This window comes from Flavobacterium gelidicaeli (genome assembly GCF_013294005.1).
Lineage (GTDB): Bacteria > Bacteroidota > Bacteroidia > Flavobacteriales > Flavobacteriaceae > Flavobacterium.
The window spans coordinates 14,965-34,781 of sequence record NZ_JABSNK010000010.1 but is presented as its reverse complement, the minus strand read 5'-3'; the positions used below and the strand labels follow the sequence as shown (position 1 = coordinate 34,781).

At 32.3% G+C, this 19,817-nt stretch carries 15 protein-coding genes; 6 read left to right on the top strand and 9 right to left on the bottom strand.

Translation table 11 applies throughout. From position 1 onward, the window contains the following. The first annotated feature begins 201 nt into the window (after positions 1-201). Positions 202-2,373 carry a TonB-dependent receptor gene (locus HNP99_RS13875; protein WP_173853988.1) on the top strand — a complete coding sequence of 724 codons (2,172 nt, stop codon included), beginning with the start codon at positions 202-204 and terminating at the stop codon, positions 2,371-2,373. 397 nt (positions 2,374-2,770) lie between these two features. Here HNP99_RS13875 and HNP99_RS13870 read toward each other — a convergent pair whose 3' ends face one another. Next, positions 2,771-3,190, bottom strand: coding sequence for a winged helix-turn-helix transcriptional regulator (locus HNP99_RS13870; protein ID WP_173853987.1), 420 nt, complete (start codon positions 3,188-3,190; stop codon positions 2,771-2,773). An 89-nt stretch (positions 3,191-3,279) separates the two neighbouring features. On the opposite strand from HNP99_RS13870, the gene HNP99_RS13865 reads away from it, so the two are divergent. From HNP99_RS13865 to HNP99_RS13845, 5 genes are all read left to right on the top strand, one after another. Beyond that, entirely contained in the window at positions 3,280-3,975 is a 696-nt protein-coding gene (locus HNP99_RS13865; protein ID WP_173853985.1) for a hypothetical protein, read from the top strand. Positions 3,976-4,211: 236 nt separating this feature from the next. Beyond that, complete coding sequence (locus HNP99_RS13860) at positions 4,212-4,616, top strand: hypothetical protein (protein ID WP_217424425.1); 405 nt, start codon at positions 4,212-4,214, stop codon at positions 4,614-4,616. A 468-nt stretch (positions 4,617-5,084) separates the two neighbouring features. After that, positions 5,085-6,773, top strand: coding sequence for a hypothetical protein (locus HNP99_RS13855; RefSeq protein ID WP_254596865.1), 1,689 nt, complete (start codon positions 5,085-5,087; stop codon positions 6,771-6,773). Between the two features lie 1,291 nt (positions 6,774-8,064). Beyond that, complete coding sequence (locus tag HNP99_RS13850) at positions 8,065-9,201, top strand: helix-turn-helix domain-containing protein (RefSeq protein WP_173853984.1); 1,137 nt, start codon at positions 8,065-8,067, stop codon at positions 9,199-9,201. Positions 9,202-9,288: 87 nt separating this feature from the next. Then, on the top strand, positions 9,289-9,843 hold the full coding sequence (locus HNP99_RS13845) for a porin family protein (RefSeq protein WP_173853983.1): 555 nt from the start codon (positions 9,289-9,291) through the stop codon (positions 9,841-9,843). A 413-nt stretch (positions 9,844-10,256) separates the two neighbouring features. On the opposite strand, the gene HNP99_RS13840 is transcribed toward HNP99_RS13845, so the two are convergent. The 8 genes from HNP99_RS13840 to HNP99_RS13805 all read right to left on the bottom strand — a co-directional run bounded on the left by HNP99_RS13840 (position 10,257) and on the right by HNP99_RS13805 (position 19,812). After that, positions 10,257-11,033 (bottom strand): PIN domain-containing protein, encoded by a 777-nt coding sequence (locus HNP99_RS13840; protein WP_371810475.1) that lies wholly within the window; start codon positions 11,031-11,033, stop codon positions 10,257-10,259. A gap of 21 nt (positions 11,034-11,054) precedes the next feature. Continuing rightward, positions 11,055-13,661 carry a hypothetical protein gene (locus tag HNP99_RS13835; protein ID WP_173853980.1) on the bottom strand — a complete coding sequence of 869 codons (2,607 nt, stop codon included), beginning with the start codon at positions 13,659-13,661 and terminating at the stop codon, positions 11,055-11,057. Beyond that, a complete protein-coding gene (locus HNP99_RS13830; RefSeq protein ID WP_173853979.1) occupies positions 13,651-14,037 on the bottom strand; it encodes a hypothetical protein in 387 nt (128 codons plus the stop codon). The genes HNP99_RS13835 and HNP99_RS13830 overlap by 11 nt, the downstream gene beginning before the upstream one ends. A 67-nt stretch (positions 14,038-14,104) precedes the next feature. Then, complete coding sequence (locus HNP99_RS13825) at positions 14,105-15,202, bottom strand: Fic family protein (RefSeq protein ID WP_173853978.1); 1,098 nt, start codon at positions 15,200-15,202, stop codon at positions 14,105-14,107. A gap of 334 nt (positions 15,203-15,536) precedes the next feature. Continuing rightward, on the bottom strand, positions 15,537-16,733 hold the full coding sequence (locus HNP99_RS13820; protein ID WP_173853977.1) for an endo-1,4-beta-xylanase: 1,197 nt from the start codon (positions 16,731-16,733) through the stop codon (positions 15,537-15,539). 70 nt (positions 16,734-16,803) lie between these two features. After that, positions 16,804-17,742 carry an SMP-30/gluconolactonase/LRE family protein gene (locus tag HNP99_RS13815; protein WP_173853976.1) on the bottom strand — a complete coding sequence of 313 codons (939 nt, stop codon included), beginning with the start codon at positions 17,740-17,742 and terminating at the stop codon, positions 16,804-16,806. 14 nt (positions 17,743-17,756) lie between these two features. After that, on the bottom strand, positions 17,757-18,521 hold the full coding sequence (locus tag HNP99_RS13810) for a ThuA domain-containing protein (RefSeq protein WP_173853975.1): 765 nt from the start codon (positions 18,519-18,521) through the stop codon (positions 17,757-17,759). Positions 18,522-18,531: 10 nt separating this feature from the next. Then, the gene (locus HNP99_RS13805; RefSeq protein ID WP_173853974.1) at positions 18,532-19,812 is read right to left on the bottom strand and encodes a sugar phosphate isomerase/epimerase family protein; all 1,281 of its coding nucleotides are present in this window, start codon (positions 19,810-19,812) and stop codon (positions 18,532-18,534) included. Positions 19,813-19,817 lie beyond the last annotated feature (5 nt).

Genomic DNA, 19,817 nt, shown 5'->3' with positions numbered 1-19,817 from the left:
ACACATCTACTGTGATTAAATCTCAAAAACAACCGCTTGTAAGTAGCAATAAATCACTTGATATTGCTGTTATTACCCTTGTAAAATCTTCCTTTAACGGTGCCATCTGGCAACCACCCAAATTTTCTTTTTATTTATAATCTTTACTATCAGCTGTCTACAAGACGTAGCTGAAAAATTATTCATATTAAGAAATAAAAAATGTTTAAATATATTTTACTCTTTGTGGCAATAGCAACTATTGGCACAGCTCAGGCACAGCATAGCCTTAAAATCAATATTAAAGATAGCGATACTAATTTGCCACTGAATGCGGTTACAGCTACCATACAAGCACAATCCTTAACGGCTTATTCTAACGATGAAGGAGTTATCTCTTTTGAAAACCTAGCCGAAGGTGTGTACGCACTGTCTTTTCAACTGGAAGGATATGAGCTAGAAAACAAAACAATTCAAGTCCCGCTAATCACTGCAGCAGATGTAATCATTTACATGAAAAGTAACGCTGAAGAAATGGACGAGATTGTCATTACAGCAACTAGGGGAACAAGAACCATAAGCAATATACCTACCCGCGTCGAGTTTATCGCTGGTGAAGAGTTAGAAGAAAAAGCCAACATGAAGCCTGGTGATATCCGAATGATGCTGAATGAGAGTACTGGGATACAAACACAGCAAACATCGGCTACTTCAGGAAATTCCTCTATTCGGATTCAAGGTCTTGACGGCCGCTACACCCAAATATTAAAGGATGGTTTTCCAGTTTATTCTGGTGCTTCAAGCGGTTTAGGTTTGTTGCAAACACCACCTTTAGATTTGAAACAGGTCGAAATAATAAAAGGTTCTGCCTCTACATTGTATGGTGGTGGAGCGATTGCTGGATTAGTAAATTTAGTGTCTAAAACGCCTACAGAAGAAAGAGAATTACGCTTTTTATTAAACGGAACTTCTGCTGGTGGTCTCGACATAAACGGATTTTACGGACAACGTTTTGGTAAGGTAGGTTTGACTGTTTTTGCTTCTCATGACCGCAACGCCGCCTACGATCCTGCTGATAATAAATTAACCGCTATTCCTAAATTCGAACGTTATAACTTCAACCCTAAATTGTTTTTATACCTCAACGATAAAACCGAATTGAACTTTGGTGTGAATACCGTTTTCGAAGACAGAATAGGTGGAAACATTGATTATATTAAAAATCGTAGTGATTTCCCCGACAGCTATTTCGAAAAAAATAAAACCCAAAGAGTGAGCACGCAATTCACTCTTTCTCATAAATTTAATGATAGAGAATCTATTACGGTAAAAAACAGTATCAACAATTTCAGCCGTGTGATTACCATCCCTGATTACCTTTTTGATGGGGTTCAAACCAGTACTTTTTCCGAATTTACGTATGCTAATAACGGGGAGATTTCGCAATGGGTTGCCGGAGCAAATTTGTACACTGATGAGTTTAAAGAGAAAAACAACAACACATTTCCGGTAAGAGATTATAACCAAATCACCTATGGCGCCTTTGTTCAAAACACGGTAAAAGCAACTGACTGGTTGGATCTAGAAGCTGGCTTAAGAGGTGATTATGTGCATGAATATGGTTTTTCACTATTGCCTCGTGCATCGGCATTGTTTAGAATTAGCCCTAAGCTTAGCTCTAGACTTGGTGGTGGATTAGGTTATAAAACGCCTACAATTTTTACTGAGGAAAGCGAATCGATGCAATATCAAAACGTTTTACCTATAAACAGCGATACTAACAAACTGGAAAAAAGTTATGGTTTCAACTTTGATTTAAACTACAAGACACATCTTACTGATGCACTTTCACTATCGGTAAACCAGTTGTTTTTCTATACAAAAGTGAACGATCCTTTAATTTTGACACCGCTTGCAAACGACACTTTTCAGTTCTTGAATATAGACGGAAATCTAAACACTAAGGGTACCGAAACCAATTTAAAATTCAGTTACGAAGACTTTAAATTGTTCATTGGGTACACCTACACTGACGCCACAGTCGAAAACAACGGCAACAAATCTCGCAATCCTTTAACAGCAAAACACCGCTTAAACAATGTATTGATGTACGAGGTCGAAGACAAATGGAAAGTGGGTTTAGAGGCCTATTACTATAGTCCACAACAATTAACTGATGGTACAACTGGACGCGATTACTGGATTTTTGGAGTGATGATAGAGAAACTATGGGAGAACTTTTCGATTTACGCTAATTTCGAAAACTTCACTGATACCCGCCAAACACGTTTTGGTAGCATCTATACTGGAACACTTTCAAAACCTGTTTTCAAAGACATTTTTGCCCCGCTGGATGGCTTTGTAGTCAATGCCGGAATTAAAGTTAAACTCTAGATCTTTAAGCAGTCTCAAATTAATAAAAAACCTCCTATATCGGATGATACAGGAGGTTTTTCTTGATACAGAAAATAACATCCTAATAGAATGTTATACCAGACGAAGTTTAAATATAGTCCAAAATGATCTTTGTTAGATCGAGTATAGTCAAGATGAAGTACTGATTCTCTACTCCTCTCGAACTGACATATCCTGACGTTTTAATAAAAGATAACAGCTCTTATAAATTACAATATCCAGGAGTACTATTGAGGAAGCTTAATAAATCTCGGAATTTATTAAACCTAACAATATTTCTGGATTTTACTATTTATCGCACTATGACTATTTTAATACTTTTATTTAATCATTAGTAATAATTTCATACAAACTCCGGAATAAACTGAGAATACTTTTAAAAGTGAGTATTCACCATAGAACTATAACCATCCTGCACTGATCTTATAATATCCGACTTGTCTAAATTTAGTCCGTCTATATTATCAATGGTAGTGAACTCTCGCATATTATCAGTTCCCCACAAACTGAATTCTACAATAATCGGCGTTAAACTAATGCCTTTTGGGGTCAACAAATAAATATTCTCTTTCTTATTTTCAGGAAGTTTTATCTTGAAGATTAGTTTATAGGTTTCTAATAATTTTAGTCGGGCAGATAAAATGCTGGGTGCAATTTTCTCATCAGAATCTGATATTTCTTTGAACGTCTTTTTGTGTTTAACGAGCATATCTCTTATAATTAACAAAGACCATTTATCGCCTACAACATCAAGTGTAGAAGAGATTGGACAGCCTGAACGAAATTCTTTTTCCATTTTTTTTAAAATTATTACTATTGATTCGATAGTAATTATTACTTTTGCTTTCGATTCGATAGCAAAAATACAAAATTTAAACAACAAATATGTTAGCAGGACATTTCACAACAGCATTAATAGCGAAGCAAAAGTATCCAAAAGGAGCTTTATTATATTTTTTAATCCTATCACAATTGCAGGATTTACTCTGGTTTACCTTTCATTATCTAGGATTAGAAACCACAACACCAAGTGATGCCTTTGATGCCACCTTGAGCAATATGGCGGTTGACATGTTGTATAGTCACGATTTGGTACCACTATTGTTCTGGTTGGCTATTGTTTTCATCATAGGGAAATTAGTATTCAAAAGCACTCAAATAGGAATAGTCAGTATGTTTCTAATCGGAATTCATTTTGTTCTTGATTTCTTCTCTGGTCATATGCATCATTTATTTGGCGCAGGCACTACTGAGGCAGGTCTTGGTTTGTATGCCGCTTCGCCATACATTGCGATTTTAATAGAAGCCATTTTTAGTGCTGTTGCACTCTGGTATTTCTTTACTGAAGAAACGAAAAATGGCGTTACCCGAACTGCTACCAACAAAATAGCAATTATTGCTATTTTCGGCTACGGATTGATCTTCATGTTACTCATCGCCACACACTCTTTTAGAGAATTATTGGGTATTCCAGAATTTGATTTGGGTTTTAATACCAATATGCCAACCTTAATTTTGACGTATGGCGCGATGCTTTACTGTTTGAATTATTTTGTACCGAGATTTAAGTCAACTAACTAATAAATATATGATTATCGCTTTTAGTATGTAGAAAAATGACAAGTAGATTTTGAAAATTTCAGCACATTAGTAAAAATTTCTGAATTCGGCGTGGCTTTTACAATTAGTAATCTAGTACGGGTACTCCTAAATAATTATAATATTAGAAACGTATAAACGCACTAGTCAATTAGGCTTTGTTTATCTTTGATTCTAATACAACTAAATAAAAATCAACAACTAAAAAAATTTAAAACATGAAATACGCATTCGTAATCGGACTCTTTTTAGTCCAAATCCTTGGTTATTCACAATCGAATAAAGAAACAGTTCCTACTCCAAAACCCGATGACAAGTTGTTGTTGACCATTTTCCTTAAACACGATCAAAGCATGAATTTGAATGAGATTGAAAAGGTTAGAACCGATCAAGGTTTTTATAAAAATTTTCCTCCCGAAGGAGTTTCTGTAGTAAACTGGTATGTGGTTATGGGGATTGGGCAAATGGTGGTGTTAGAACTTCCCGCCTCTAAATTAGCCGCAGTAAATCTAGCCATTGAAAGAACCGCTTGGAAGGCTTTCAAAACCGAAATCTATCCAACCTACAACTTGTACCCTATTGTAGAACCTAAGTTGGAAAATAAAGCGAAAGTAGCTTACTAGAGAACATAAAAAAATAAGATAGCGCAAATGTGAGTTTGTACTATCTTATTTTTTGTTTACTGTTTTCAATATTGTTTTTGGCGCTAGTTTTGATTCGGAATTACTGTTGTGCAAAAGTGGGTGATTTGTTTTATTGGGAATTTGATAGTTATTTTTACATCCTTAACTACACAAAAGGATTCGTGAGCTGGAATGCAGGAAGTTATTATATTTAAATCTACTGAAAATAAATTATTTTAGGTATAAGTTTTTAGCATTCAAATTAGATTGTTCATTAATAATGGTATCTTGTGACAACTAATATAGAGCTTCATTGGTGTTTTTAATCAATTTGACATTTTTTATGATAAATATTAAAATACAATTAATTGATTTAGAGACATTTAATACTTTTTCAAACATTCTTGAAATAAAAAATGATGGTGCGATAAGCGTTAAAAAATAAAATTTATAAGGGCAGCGTGACAAATGCAAGAAAAAAAATTAAAAGTACAGGATAAGTATAATAAATTTTTAGCCGATTTATTGGATAAAAAATTATTTATGTCTGCCATAGAAATTCATAAAATTTTAATAGGTGAATTTTCTATTACATCAGAAAATGCTAGAAAGATTGTTGGCAGGGCTGTAACTCAAAAAGCCATAAAGTCTTCCATTCCTTATACATTCGGTAAGGGACAATATGTATATATCTGCAACGGATATGATTTTGGAAAGGACGGGATAAAAGATATAGCAGAAAAAGCACGCCCCCCTATTTATAGGCTATTAGAGCTAATGGATCAAAACGGTGGCATCATTTCCTATTATGAGGGACTAAAAATTACAGCATCGCCATTGGAAGAAAGTTCAACAAAAATCGTGGCGCTTGATGACATTATTACTCTTTTAATGAAACTTGATATTGTCTATAAAGAAAAGGACAATAATAATGTGGTTTATATTATTTACAAACAAGATAATGAAAAGAGAACAGATTTAGAGGTAGAAATGATGATGGCTAATCATTTCATAAATATGGTAACCGATTGTACCATTTTACCTGACATACTAAGATGGTTGGGGAATTCAAATTTAATTGATAATACAAATACCATTTACAGAAATAAGAAAACTCCACATATAGGAGCTAAACATAATAATTTAGTATGGGATGCTTTTGCATATACTCGTGCAACAGGAATAAATCCAATTTTAGGTGCAAACGCAGAAACAACTGATAAGCAGACACTAGTTGTTTTAGACGTTGTTTTGGCAGATGAGTATTCTTCTATACATTTGGACGCATTCATTGCGAGAATACAAATAAATCGCAGATCTGTATTAAAAGAAGTAAGAAAAACTCTTCCTATTATTATTTATAAATCATGTTCTCAGAAAACCTTCAATACCATTAAAAAAAATGGAATTATTAGTTTTGATATCAGTGCCATCTTTGGAACAAAAATTTATCAAGTGTTAAATGATATAAAAGAATTGTCAGGATTACTTAGAGGAACTGATAGCGTAGAAGCAACGATAGAAAATGTATTAAAAAATATCAATAATTCAGGACAGGATGAAGCACTCAAAGAGTTACGCGGAACTTTATTTGAATTTTTAATGTATCCTTTGCTTAAAACATTATATCCCAATGCTGCTATTGAAAGAGGGAAGATACTAAAAATAGATAAAGACGGTAAGAAAGAGCGCCATGAATATGATTACATTATTGAGTCCAGTAATCCACCGGAGTTAATTTTTGTTGAACTTAAAGGATATAATGCCGGAGCTACAATAAATTTGGGTGATAGTAATAAACATTCTACACTTAAATGGTTTTTCAGAAAATCACTTCCATTTGCGGAAAAGTATTACAAAGAAACAATTACAAAAGGTAAACAAGCAAAAGCTGTATTTATTACCTCTGCGAATTTTTATGATGATGGGAGAGAGTTTATTGCTAAAATGAATAGTAGTAAATATCAGTCTACTCAATTAGAAACAGGTTATGAGAGGCAAACACTACTTGATTTATTAAAAAAATATGGATTTGAAACAGAAATAAAGATCATAAAAAAATTTTATGTGGTTCCAGAATACAATGGAAATGACCAAGTCAATGCCGAAGAACTTAGTAAGATACTTAATGACAGTTACGAAGATTTACCTTTATAACTGAAAGTGATAATGACAACCCCGCTCCTCAAAAAATAATTCCTAATTCAATTTTCAACCAGCAACTACATCATGAACGCTGCGCAAATGTCTCCGACTTTGCGCCTATTCCTATTAACAATTACAGTAGCTTATACATATTGTATTCCGTAAATGACCCGACCACTTGGATATGACAATATCTCAACGGTTTGTTAGCGCGTACCCGAAGCTTCGCGATGTCTGTGTCCATAACCCACATCCGTTACTAAACTACCGGCAGCCCCTACAATAATAGTTTAAAATCAAATCTACAAATCAATAAAAAGTGACATGCTGTGCGTGATTGCTTCCTTCGTCGCAATGACCCTGATTGTGATACTCGTTGTGTATGCGTGTGTGAGATTCTTTCAGAATGACAAACTAGGTGGCGTTTCTTTGTGTTCTATTGGCTGCTTTAAAAAATCAGCCAAAGTATAATGTTAATAGGAAAGAAGTACTTTCACCATCAGAAGTACAAAAAATAGCGCTACTGTCTAATCTTGTTTAGAAAGATATAGTAAATACGAAACTAAAACGCATTAAATAACAAAGGCGTTTTTCGCCCTCGTATTATGTACGAAGGTAAATAAAGCAAAAAATTACCCTCGTTTATTTATTTCTTGATATGCTTTCTCGATTGACTTTGATATCTATGTAAAAAGCTATCCATTCGAAAATAATCGATATTCAGAAGCTAAGCTCTTTCTCGAAAAGAAATTCATTTTAAAAAACCACCCAAAACAAAAACGCTCCCTTTTCAGGAAGCGTCTACTACTTTTTATAAAATTATAACTAGCAACTAAATTTATTTATAGTCTTCATAATTCCTTCAATCGCCAATTTAGGTTCGGAATTTCTTCTGGACCAAAGTGAGTGATTTGTTCTTTTTCGATAATAATTTGCCAATAAACTCAATCGTGTACTACTTAATACTCGAAAGAATTGGTACAATAAGGGGCCGAGGAAATAAATCTCTGCTATTGCCGACCACTAAAAAAGCTTTATAGATATAGGAGGCTTTGTTTATTTCCAATTCTTCCATAAAATCTTCTAAGATCCAGACCACAACCGTGTTATTCGGTCTAGCACCCTTAAAAGTTGTTTAACCATATACTCTCTTTTTAGTTAATCATTTCTTAAGCTATAAAAAATACCATCCTTATTACTATAAATTCGCCTTATCAATTCAGATTAATTTATCCTTGTTTAAAAACAAATAAATTATTACTGACCAAAAATAAATCTATATCGAACTTTTATATTAGAAATATTGATCTACATAGCACTTTTAAATATTGCGATTTTTCAGGGAATTGTCTTAGGATTTATTATAATAAAGTCTTCACTATTCAATAGTAACTCAAATAAATATTTAGCCTATTTGCTATTTACGCTGTCAATAGAATTACTGAAACATGTTAGTGAAATTCAACACGTATTCACCTCCTACCCTATTCTGCAATTTATTGACGACATCGAGTGGGTTTTTTTGATACCTGTTTTTCTATTTTTGTTTGTAATCAATCGCATCGATAAAACCTCAAAAGTTAAACAACGAAGTTATTTGTACTATATTCCGTTTGCATTATCCGCAACCCTTGCCTTAATATACAGTCTTGATCATATTGTAGAAGCGGTTACTTTTTCTGAAACAGGAATATTTGTAATCCAAATTTTTAGTCTGATTCATCTTTTATTAGCTGTTACATTCATCCCATTTCTTTCGATTTATTCTTTTTCCAAGATAAAAGATTTAAAAGATTCACAAGAAAAAAATTGGATACTCACCTTATTAACCATCGCCTCATTACTACTATTTGCATGGCTAAGTGCTGCACTAATCGGTTTACTTCTTAACTATGACATTTCTAACTCCATGAGTACATTGGCCTTGGTGGCTACATTTTTAATTCACTGGATAGCTTATATAGGTATTTACAAATACAAATTGGCCAAAAACAAAGATGCTGTTACTACTTTTTTAAATACCGATTTAACGCTTTATGATCACGAACTTCCAATCATAAAAAATAATAGACCCGAAGAACAGAAAGAATCAATTACTGCAGACAATATTTATTATCAAAAACTAGAATCACTTTGCAAAGAGCAACATATTTACACAGACAGCACATTAAACCGAGAGAAAGTTGCTGAAAAACTAGGCATTAGTCCAGGTTATCTTTCCCAAATTATAAATAGCATAACAGGTGATAACTTTGCCAATTATATCAATAACTATCGGATTGAAGCGGTCAAAGAAATGATCTCAAATTCTGAATATGAAAATTATAATTTGTTGACAATTGGATTGGAATCTGGTTTTACATCAAAGACAACTTTTTACAATTCCTTTAAAAAAATGACTAGTCAAACACCAAATGAATATAAAAACGCCAATAAATAAGTACCAATTTATACACTTTTAAGCTTTTGAGACCTTTAGCTATTCTATTTGCTTCAATTTTGCTTAAAATAATTCAAATCACATTTTATGAAAAAAATTTTGACACTAGCTGTTCTTACAGTTTTAGGATTTACAAATGTTAATGCACAAAAAATCAATTTTGGTATTAAAGGAGGTTTAAACTTTGCAAATATCAGCGGAGATAACACCAAAAATTTTGATGCTGTAACATCGTTCAATTTTGGTGTTTTATCAGAAATTCCAATTTCCGATAAATTTTCATTCCAACCTGAGTTGTTATATTCTGGCCAGGGATATAGCTTCAATGATAATACAGTTGCTTTAGGCTATTTAAATGTTCCTTTGATGGGGAAATATTATGTAATAAAAGGATTCAGTGTGGAAGCTGGACCGCAAATAGGCTATTTGTTGTCTGCTAAAAACGAAAGTATTAATGTAAAAGATTCGTTTAAGTCTGTTGATTTTGGCGTTAATTTTGGTCTAGGTTATAAACTAGACAATGGTCTTAATTTTGGTGCAAGATACAATATGGGGGTATCTAACATCAATAAAGTTGACAATTCGTCAAATAAATACACAAACGGAGTACTGCAATTATCTGTTGGTTATTTCTTTTTCTAAATTGCAATAATCCCAATAATTCACATCCTGAACTATGAGTTAAAATTCAACAATAGTTTCATGATGAATATTATCCTGAAAAAAGATGTAAACACTAAGAAACCTCGAAAACACTAAGATTTTCGAGGTTTTATATTTTTAAAACAATTATACAACTGTAATTATCATTAATTCAACGTATATTGATTAATACGACGCTAGAAATTTCGATAAAAATCCTAACCAGAACTTCTATTTCACAGTCTCCAATACAGCCTGTCTCGCCAATTTAGGTTCAAAATTTCTATTGTACAAAAGTGGGTAGTTTGTTCTATTGGGAATTGGGTAGTCGTTTTTCCATCCTTACTACACAGAAGGATTCGTGCGGTAGCGAGGTAAGATTCACAAAATTATAAACGAACTAGCTTCTTGAATTACTGGACGGTCGAGTATGTTTTTAAATTAATACAAATGCAAAATATATTTAGAATTTTACTGAGATTAGGTTCTAAAAATTTGCTTTGTTTTGTTAGAAAAAAATGATATTCATTAATCAAATCAAATTCCATACCTTGTAATGAATTGCTAAATATTTCAAAAGCATATTTATTTTTTGTAGCTAGCGGTAAGGCAGTAGAATACAAATAATTAATAAATTTAAGGCAGGTTAAAATTATATTAGGGTTGTTGTTAACCGAAAATTGTAAATTTTCTAAAGCCAATGAATAGTAATTCTCCCTATTTGTTATGAAGGCAATGAACTCATCTCTTAAGGTTTGAAAACCTATATCAATTCCTAAATAATTTGATTTCAACAAGAATCTATATAAACTAGAATTACATTTTTCTGGATAGTAGGCTAATAGATATTTTTCTGGATTTAAATAGTTATTATTAATTTTATTAGTCTCAAACAAATAAACAGAAACGTCACTACTAATGAATCTATGATTTTCTCTTATTGAAAGATACAATGAATCAATCAAATTATTCATAACACCACTTTCAATTTTTCCTTCTTTTTCAGAAAGCTTTAATATTACATCTAATTTTTCTGCAACTAAGTCAATTTCACAATTATTCTCTAACCAATTAATTATTGATTTTAAAAATTCTATTTTCTTTTTATTGATACCTTCAGGATAAATATGGTTTTTAACACCCTCAGTTGTTATATTCACACTTAAAGTAGATTCTGGGGAATTTGTTATTTTAGCAACTTCACTTTCAATTTAAAACTTTGTGTCTTGTGAAATAATAAATTTATGTTTGAATTTAAAATTCAATTCTTTTTCCAAAAAATAAAAGAGCATTATTGAACTAAAATCCAACACAAATCTTACTGTATCATTTTCTTTATTTATTTCCGCCGTAAATATATTTGGTATAGTGGTGAACCTACTACCAATATTTCCAGTTAGATGCATGTAAGCATCAATAAATTTACTTCTGAATACAGCATTTACAATTGTAATAAAACCAATTTGATAATTGTGATATTCCACCAAAAGTTTATCTATCCTGAGTTTTTCTTCAGTCCCACTGCTACCAAATTGTTCAACTAGAAATTTTGGAAAATCATTTATATCTGAAGGTAGTTGTAAAGATTGAAATCCTAACTCATTAATAGGATTATCAGCTTCATTTGCGATATCTCTAAATAGGTTTAATGCATCATTGAAAATTTCGATTATTTCAATGACACTATGTCTTTTCATCAATGAACTAACATTAGTAAATTTATCACCTGCTTTTTTACCTAAAAATTCCTTTTGAATTCCTTCAGATTTTACAATTTGTCTCTTTTCTTTCTTCCCATCAACATTATGGATTACCCAATGACCTAATTCAATTGAATCATAATGTTTAAAATATTCACTAAACAACAAAGAACCACCAAAATAATTTTGTCTTGCTGCTGTATTATTATGATCTATCGCTAGATTGTATAATATTTCAAATCCTTTTTTAGTATTGTTTTTATTTCTTAACAGTACACCACTAATAGCAATACCAATACTTTCATTCTCGTATATAGTAGGAATTGATTTGGAAATTTCTTTAATTTTATAAAAATTAGATTTTCTCTCCAATACAGCGAGATAGAAATGTAAATAATATAAATTCTCCGGAAAATTATAATATAGTAATTCATCTATTTTTTCAAGATTATCTAAATCATTTATTTTTCCGTATAAATCATGCTCAATACGTAATAAATTTTCATCTATATAATCGCTATTCACTCTCCAAAACTTCAATAATGCTATTAATTCACTTGCTTTCCCTTTTGGAGTATCTTTTTTATTTTGTAATAAATTATGAAGAAAAAATATATACAATTTAAGTGATTCGGATACGATATTTTTATCAATATAAGTATCCATGAAATTTAAAGCATCAAGTGGCTTGTCAAGCTTATCTATATTTTTTGCGATTAAATTTTTACAAATAACATCAAATTGATTATTATTTTTAATAGAATTTAAGGAATAAAAAATTTCTTCTTTATCATACTTTCTAATATATATTAATTCAATAGTTACTTTAAATAATACTTTTAAATCATCAAAAGAAAATTTTTTATCTAAAACTTTTCCAAGTTGAATTACAAACTTATCTTCATCATTAAAATGTTGCTGAATATTAAAAAAAGCATTTATCAAATTAAACAAGTGTTTTTCATCGATTATATCAATTGACTTTAGGTAATCATCAAAAAGAGTATCGATTTCATCGTTCCTTGAAAGGAAATGAAGAACAACTGATTTAAAAAGATAGAATTCTGAATGCAATTCACCTTTCAATTGTTCGTATTCCAATAGACAATCTAATGATATTTGAAACTCTTCTTTGTGATTTGCTAATTGACAATAAAAAAGTGTGTAAAACCAATAAGGTTTAGCCAATTCATTGTACTGCTGCTCCAAAGATTTATAAGCTACTTCATCATTTGAATTTAAATATTTCAGATAATTCAAATAAAATTTTTGATGTAATGTACTATGCGAAATTTCTGTTGATTCTAAACTTTTTATATAAACTTCCAATAGACTTATTGCTTTAATTAATTCAGGGTCATTTTCAATAATGAAGTTTTTTCCCGAAATAAATTTAACAGTAGCTTTATTGATAATCGTATTTATTAATAGATCGAGATCTATTATCCATGCTTGTTTGTTTTGAAAAGTAACTTCTTTATATTTATCAAAATCAAATGATAATTTAAGGTTGTAATGCTGTAAATCGTTTAGATTTTTTAATTGTTTACCAAATAGGTTATAAATTATACTGTGCTGGAAATTGCAACTTTCAAAAAAAATCTTAGGAATGGATAGAAAAAAAGACTTAATATCATCAGATGATATTGATTTTACAAACCAAGCGGTTGCATTATAATTATCTAAAGTTAAAATTTCATCTGCTAATTCTATTGCTTTACTTTTATCAGCAATATTGAGATATTCAATACATGCTCTAATTTTTAACTCCTCATCTTTATTGTTTAAGTTGAAAGCTTTAATGAAATCTAATGCAGATTCTTCTTTAGTGAAATTTTCCAATTCTCTTTTACAAAGCGCTTTAAAGAAGAGTATTTTACTTTCTATTTTGTCGTTCTTAGGAATATTACTTTCCTTCACACGCTTTTCCAAATCAATAAGTAAGTGGAGTGCTGTTTTGGGTTTGAATTCCAAAATCAAGTTATAGATGGTTTTTATCTGTGCATGATAATCAGATAAAAGAAAAGATAAACCTTCAAATAAGTTTGTTACATATTGATCGCCAATGCCAACATTATTAGCATGAATAGTTCCAGTATTTGAATTTTTAGTTTCCATAATTATCTCCAATTCTAAAATCTCCTCCTTCTGTGTTCACATTTCCTGTATTCACGTTTTTACTATTAGAAATAGTATTTTCAATATTTGGCAGTTTTAAAAGAATTTCTTTCAAATAACCCTCGAATTTTGGATCGTCTTCAATAGAATTATTAATAATTGCGACAGCATTACCAAATTTTTCTAAGTTTTGAGGGTCTCCCTGTAATTCTTTCAAAATTTTCTTCGGTTCATTATTATTGTAAAATAATGATTTTATCCAATTATAAGCATCTCCTGAAATATTATCAACTCCAGATTCAAAAGCTTTATCTAATCCTTTTTGAGCTAATGAAGAAAGTAAAGATGTTATTGCTACGGTTGTAATTATTGGCATATTAAATTTTATTTTAATTTTTTAAATTGAGATATTAACCTATTGTAAAAACTTCTTGGTAACTCATTTATTTCCTTTTCAAAACTTCCAACAATCTAAAATTTAGGTATAGTTTTTCTTTGCCTAGTTGTTCACTTTTTAATAAGCCTTGATTTTCTAATTCTTTGAGGTAGTTCCCCACTGTTTTTATAGTTCCTAAACCTGCTTTTTCTAATTGGTTTCTTTTGGTATAGGGTAACCTAAACAATTCTTCCATTAAATCTTTGGAATATATTTTGGGCAATTTTTGTTGTATTTCAGTTGCCATCTCATTCATCAATTTTTCTATTGCTGCAATCTGATCTCTGCCTTTTAATGCCGTTTGCTCTATCATATCTAGCATGTACATAATCCAGTCTTCCCAATTGCCATCTTCGGTTACTTTTCTTAGATTGGTATAATATTCTGCTTTGTGTTCTATAATATAATTGCTTAAAAATAAAGCTGGCAAATCTAATAGACCTGTCATTTTGAGGTATAACAACAAGATAATTCTTCCGGCACGTCCATTCCCATCAAAAAAGGGGTGAATCGCTTCGAACTGATAATGAATAATTGCCATTTTTACCAATGGATCTATTGTGTCTTCTGCATGAATGAATTCTTCTAAATTTTTTAGTTTTTCTCTAATCACATTCTCTCCTTCAGGTGGTGTATACACAACTGTATTACTTAGAGGATTTTTTAATTGTGTTCCTGGTGCATTTCGAATACCAGCTTGATTTTCTTTTATAATTTGCACTAAGGAGATAAACAAATTAGTGGTCAGAATAGGTCTTTTTTCAATTTGCTCTACACCATACCATAAGGCATCTTTATAATGCATTACTTCTTTGGTGGCTGGATTATCATTTTTTTTATCAGCAATAGAAGCTTTGAATAGTTCGTCTTGAGTAGTGATAATATTTTCAATTGCCGAACTCGCTTGTGCTTCTTGTAAGTTGATGGTGTCAATAAAAAGGGTTGGATTTGGTAGATTAGTTATTGCTCCCTTAAGCTCAGACAACGCTCTACTAGCACTGATAGTTTTTTTTAGAATTACTATATTCTCCATTTCCGCCTGAGGTGGTAATGGAGGCAAATTATTATACGGTATTTCGGGACTGTAATTTTTTTTGCTGTTCATCCTACTACTTTTGAACAAGGGCACTTTTTACCTCTGTTTATCATTCAAGTGTAAATATAGTGAAAATTTACTCTCGTTTTACTAATGAAGGTAAAATTTACCCTCGTTTATTTATCCTTTTATGAGGAAAGTTCTCGATACCCGCCTGTCGGCAAACAAGCATTTTTCAATAAAACACTCGAACAGACGAAGAAACATTTTTAAATTAAAAACAGTGGTAGTTCATCTAATTCTCAAACTTTAACTCGATTTCAAAAATCACCCAAAACAAAAAACGCTCCCTTTTCAGGAAGCGTTTATTACTTTTTATAAAATTATAACTAGCAATCAAATTTTATTTCACAGTCTCCAATACAGCTTGTCTCGCCAATTTAGGTTCGAAATTTCTGTTGTACAAAAGTGGGTAATTTGTTCTATTAGGAATTGGGTAGTCATTTTTCCAAGACATACCATCTTGCAGTCCCCACAAAGTGACTCTGCTTATTTTATCTTTGTTCTTTACAAAAATTTCAAAGAATTCTTTGTAACGGTTTGCTAATTGCACTTCTACAGATTGTGGCAAACCACTTTTGTAAGGATCTAAAAAGGTTTCGAACTCCTCTAATTGATACTGAGGCTCCATCATACTTTTACCTGTTATTTGACCTTCTTTGGTAATTGGCAATACATCTACATCCAATTCTGTAATCATTACTTTAATTCCTAATGCCGCATAAGCATCAATCGCTTCTTGAATGTATTCCGTCTTAGGGAAATTTAAACCCCAATGTGCTTGAATCCCAACACCATCAATTCTGATTCCTGCATCTTGAAGCATCTTGATCATGCGAACTATTCCGTCTCTTTTTTCTGGACGCCAAGCATTGAAATCATTATAATACAATTCGGTGTTAGGGGCATATTCACTTGCATATTTGAAGGCCAATCGAACCATTTCGTCGCCATCGCCAATACCGTTTACCCATGTTGTAGGTCGGTATTTGCCATTATCATCTATAACCTCATTTACTACATCCCATGCTTGTACTTTTCCAGCATAGCGACCAGCAACCGCTTTGATGTGGGTACGTAATTGCTCTTTTTGTTCTTCTTGCGAATTTGGCGCTCCTTTATCATTCGTAAAAAACCATGCAGGCGTTTGATTGTGCCATATCAAGGTGTGCCCCATAACGAACATCTTGTTTTCTTTGGCGAAAGCAACATAGGCATCAGCCAATGTAAAATCATAAACTCCTGGTGACGGACATACTACTTCCGCTTTCATGCAGTTTTCGGGGGTTACGGTATTAAATTCCCTTTTTATAATAGTTTGTGAGGCGTTATCCTTACCCGAAACGATATCATCATTTATAGCACTACCTAATAAAAAGTAGTTTTTAAAGGCGTCTTTTAATGTTACATTTTCAGTAGTTGTTACTGTTTTCGAAACAGCGGTAGTTTTCACTTTTTGAGCGGTACAAGCTGTGAATGATAATGATAAAACACCCATAATTGTGGCCATTTTATTTATTGTGAACTTTGGTTTTTTCATGGTTTTTTTGTTTATTAATAGAAAAATGTATTGTAATAAATACTTCAAATTTTTGGTTACTTATTTGTACTTATCGCACTCCGTGTACTGCCATGGCTAAGGTATATACCGAATCCAAGGCAGTAATAAAAAGTGTGGTTTGCTTTTTACCGCCAAAAGTGACATTGGCAGTCCAGTCTTTAGGCACGGCAATATGTTCTATTTGTTCTCCTTTTTTATTGAACACAGTAACGCCTTTTCCTGTGAGATACACATTCCCTAGGTTGTCAATCGTCATCCCATCCGAACCCATATTGGCAAACAATTTTTTATTGGAAAGTTGGCCGTTTTTACCAATTGTATAGGAGTAGGTTTTTTTACCTGATTCGTCTGCAACATATAGGGTTTTGCCATCGGGAGTACCTATAATTCCGTTGGGTTGATTGAAGTTGTCGTCGGCTACTATTGTTGGTATTTTTGTGTTTGGTGCTAAATAATACACCCTTTTTGATGCTTGCTGTGGCTCTTGATGTTGCCACCACGTACGTTGGTAATAAGGATCCGTAAAATAAATACCCCCTTTGGCATCTACCCAAAGATCATTGGGACCATTAAATTTTTTACCCTCAAAATTCGCAACTATCACGGTCACTTTTTTATTGGCATCAATAGACCAAATCTCATTTTTTTCATCGGCAATGGCCAACAAATTCCCTTGGTTGTCAACATACAATCCGTTAGAACGACCAGATGGTTTCATATAATCTGAAACGGTATTGTCACTGGCATTCCATTTCAGGATACGGTCATTGGGCTGATCTGTAAAATAGACATCGCCATTTTTGTCTGCAGCAGGACCTTCGGTAAATTCGAATCCATCAGCAACCAAAGTAAGCTGCGCACCATCGGCAATTATAGTTTTGTTTAAATCTTTCTGCGCCTTGCAAGCTATATTTACGGTCAAAAGCAAGCTGATGCTCAGTAAATTTAGGCAATTGCTGTAAATCTGTTTTTTTGATTTAGTATTCATATCGTATTGTTAGTTTATTTTTTAATTGAATCGCCTTTAGCCCAATAAATAGCTCCAAAAATATGGTTTAAAAAGTTTTTGTCTTTAAACGATTCTGGTTTATGACCCAAAGCCGTATAAAACGATCTTCCTCCTTCATACTCTTGATACCATGCAATAGGATGTGCCTTTCCCATGCCTTTTAACGGGATCGCATCATAACCGGCAGTAAAATCATAAGAAGCTTCATCAACCGTCAATAGAATATGTAGTTTATCGAAATTCATATTTTTAAAGTTATACCATTCATCAGAACGAAGCCATTTATTGGGTAAATGCCATGTTGCTGGAAAATCATGATTGGCAACGTTTACAATGGCTGCTTGTAATTTTGGATGATTTACGAATTTCGCTCCTACTAGACCATCAAACCAAGCGTTATCGTTTTCACCATCTGCCGTTCCGTGTATGCCTACAAAGCCACCGCCTCGTTTCATAAATGCTTTTAAAGCATCCATATGTTTTGGCAGTAAAAAATTGGCATTGGCGTTCATGAATATCACGACATCATATTCTGGTAATTTTGTTATAAGATCATCTGGACGTTGGGTCCAATCAAACTTAAACTGGTTTTCGGCTGCCATTTCTTTGAATGCTTCGACAGCGACAGGAATGGTGTTATAATGCCAGGTATCATGCTGGGTAAACAATAAAACACGAAACTGATCTTGCGCATTTGCTTTCATCATTGTAAGAATGCATAGGGTTAATAAAAGATACTTCATTTTAAATAGTCTCATAATCAAACGTTTATTTTAATAGTTCATAATAAATATATTCCCAAGCCAAATCCACACTATACAAAGGTGGAAAGTTATAGTCCTCCACTTCAGACAAGATGTACTGCACTCCAGCTATTTTTTGATAGTTGAAAATATCCTTGAAATCTATTTTTCCACTTTCGCCTAATTCTTTATAATCTTTTACATGCCAACTAATGAATCGGTTGGGATAGGTTTTGAAATAATCGATAGGATTAACTCCTCCCCGATGCATCCAATACAAATCAGATTGAAAATAGACATAATCCGGATTGGTGTTTTTAAGAAAATAATCATAAATGGATTCGCCTTCGACCTTTAAAAATTCATCTGCATGGTTGTGGTACACAAACTTGAGTCCGTTCTCCTTGCAGAGTTTTCCAACTTTATTATAATAATTGCAATACTCTTGCAATTCTTTGATCGTCTTAATTCCTTTTAATTTACTATTTGAAGTCGATAGGTATTCAACACCAGCTATTTTATGGTCTTGTATCGTTTTGTTCCACCACGCATTGATTGCGGCATCATCATTTTTGTCTTCGGGATCGAAAAAGGTCATGGAACCCAAAAATTTCATGCCTGCTTTTTCAACCATAGCCTTAAACTGCGTTGGACTTTGACCGTAAAAACCTCCGTCTTTATATACAAAGGTTTCCACATAACTATATCCCATTCTGCCTAACTGAATTAAGGTTTGTTTTGGGTTTTTAAGCATTTCTTTGTGAACAGAAACGAGCTGAATACCAATATTTTTATCTTTAGGATTGTTTTTAATGTATCTTGTTTTCCATAAACTCTTTTCATTAGTATCAAATCCTTCCAATATAACATCTGTAAAATTTTGAAAGTTAAAATCAACCTTCATTGTCTTATTCCCATTGAGGTCTTTGTCTTGCATCGTCCAAAGGTTTTCTGAAGAAAACATGCCTTTTCCTGTGAAAAATACGCCTTTTGCATTATGACCTGCAGCAAAAATAGCATCGGTAACCGAATCATAACCAATAATTTCTAACAATATTGGGTTGTATTGATTGGTATTATCTTTTTGAAAAACTTCAACCGTGAGCGAATGATTATTGAAATTAGTCAAACTACTCATTTTTATCTCAGGAAGTTTTGCAACACTATCAGAACTAGGATTTATAGCACTTACCCATTGGCCCGAATATTGCCTGAGTCTATCTTTTTGAGAAGAAATACTGTAGTTTTCTTGAGCAAAACTGACGAATGACTTTAGAAAAATAACTAAAAAAAGAACTCTTTTCATTTTTC

What these genes read in the sequence shown, in the direction of transcription:
- HNP99_RS13875 (WP_173853988.1), top strand. Translation starts at nt 202, where the DNA reads ATGTTTAAATATATTTTACTCTTTGTGGCAATAGCAACTATTGGCACA.
- HNP99_RS13870 (WP_173853987.1), bottom strand. Translation starts at nt 3,190, where the DNA reads ATGGAAAAAGAATTTCGTTCAGGCTGTCCAATCTCTTCTACACTTGAT.
- HNP99_RS13865 (WP_173853985.1), top strand. Translation starts at nt 3,280, where the DNA reads ATGTTAGCAGGACATTTCACAACAGCATTAATAGCGAAGCAAAAGTAT.
- HNP99_RS13860 (WP_217424425.1), top strand. Translation starts at nt 4,212, where the DNA reads ATGAAATACGCATTCGTAATCGGACTCTTTTTAGTCCAAATCCTTGGT.
- HNP99_RS13855 (WP_254596865.1), top strand. Translation starts at nt 5,085, where the DNA reads ATGCAAGAAAAAAAATTAAAAGTACAGGATAAGTATAATAAATTTTTA.
- HNP99_RS13845 (WP_173853983.1), top strand. Translation starts at nt 9,289, where the DNA reads ATGAAAAAAATTTTGACACTAGCTGTTCTTACAGTTTTAGGATTTACA.
- HNP99_RS13835 (WP_173853980.1), bottom strand. Translation starts at nt 13,661, where the DNA reads ATGGAAACTAAAAATTCAAATACTGGAACTATTCATGCTAATAATGTT.
- HNP99_RS13830 (WP_173853979.1), bottom strand. Translation starts at nt 14,037, where the DNA reads ATGCCAATAATTACAACCGTAGCAATAACATCTTTACTTTCTTCATTA.
- HNP99_RS13825 (WP_173853978.1), bottom strand. Translation starts at nt 15,202, where the DNA reads ATGAACAGCAAAAAAAATTACAGTCCCGAAATACCGTATAATAATTTG.
- HNP99_RS13820 (WP_173853977.1), bottom strand. Translation starts at nt 16,733, where the DNA reads ATGAAAAAACCAAAGTTCACAATAAATAAAATGGCCACAATTATGGGT.
- HNP99_RS13815 (WP_173853976.1), bottom strand. Translation starts at nt 17,742, where the DNA reads ATGAATACTAAATCAAAAAAACAGATTTACAGCAATTGCCTAAATTTA.
- HNP99_RS13810 (WP_173853975.1), bottom strand. Translation starts at nt 18,521, where the DNA reads ATGAGACTATTTAAAATGAAGTATCTTTTATTAACCCTATGCATTCTT.
- HNP99_RS13805 (WP_173853974.1), bottom strand. Translation starts at nt 19,812, where the DNA reads ATGAAAAGAGTTCTTTTTTTAGTTATTTTTCTAAAGTCATTCGTCAGT.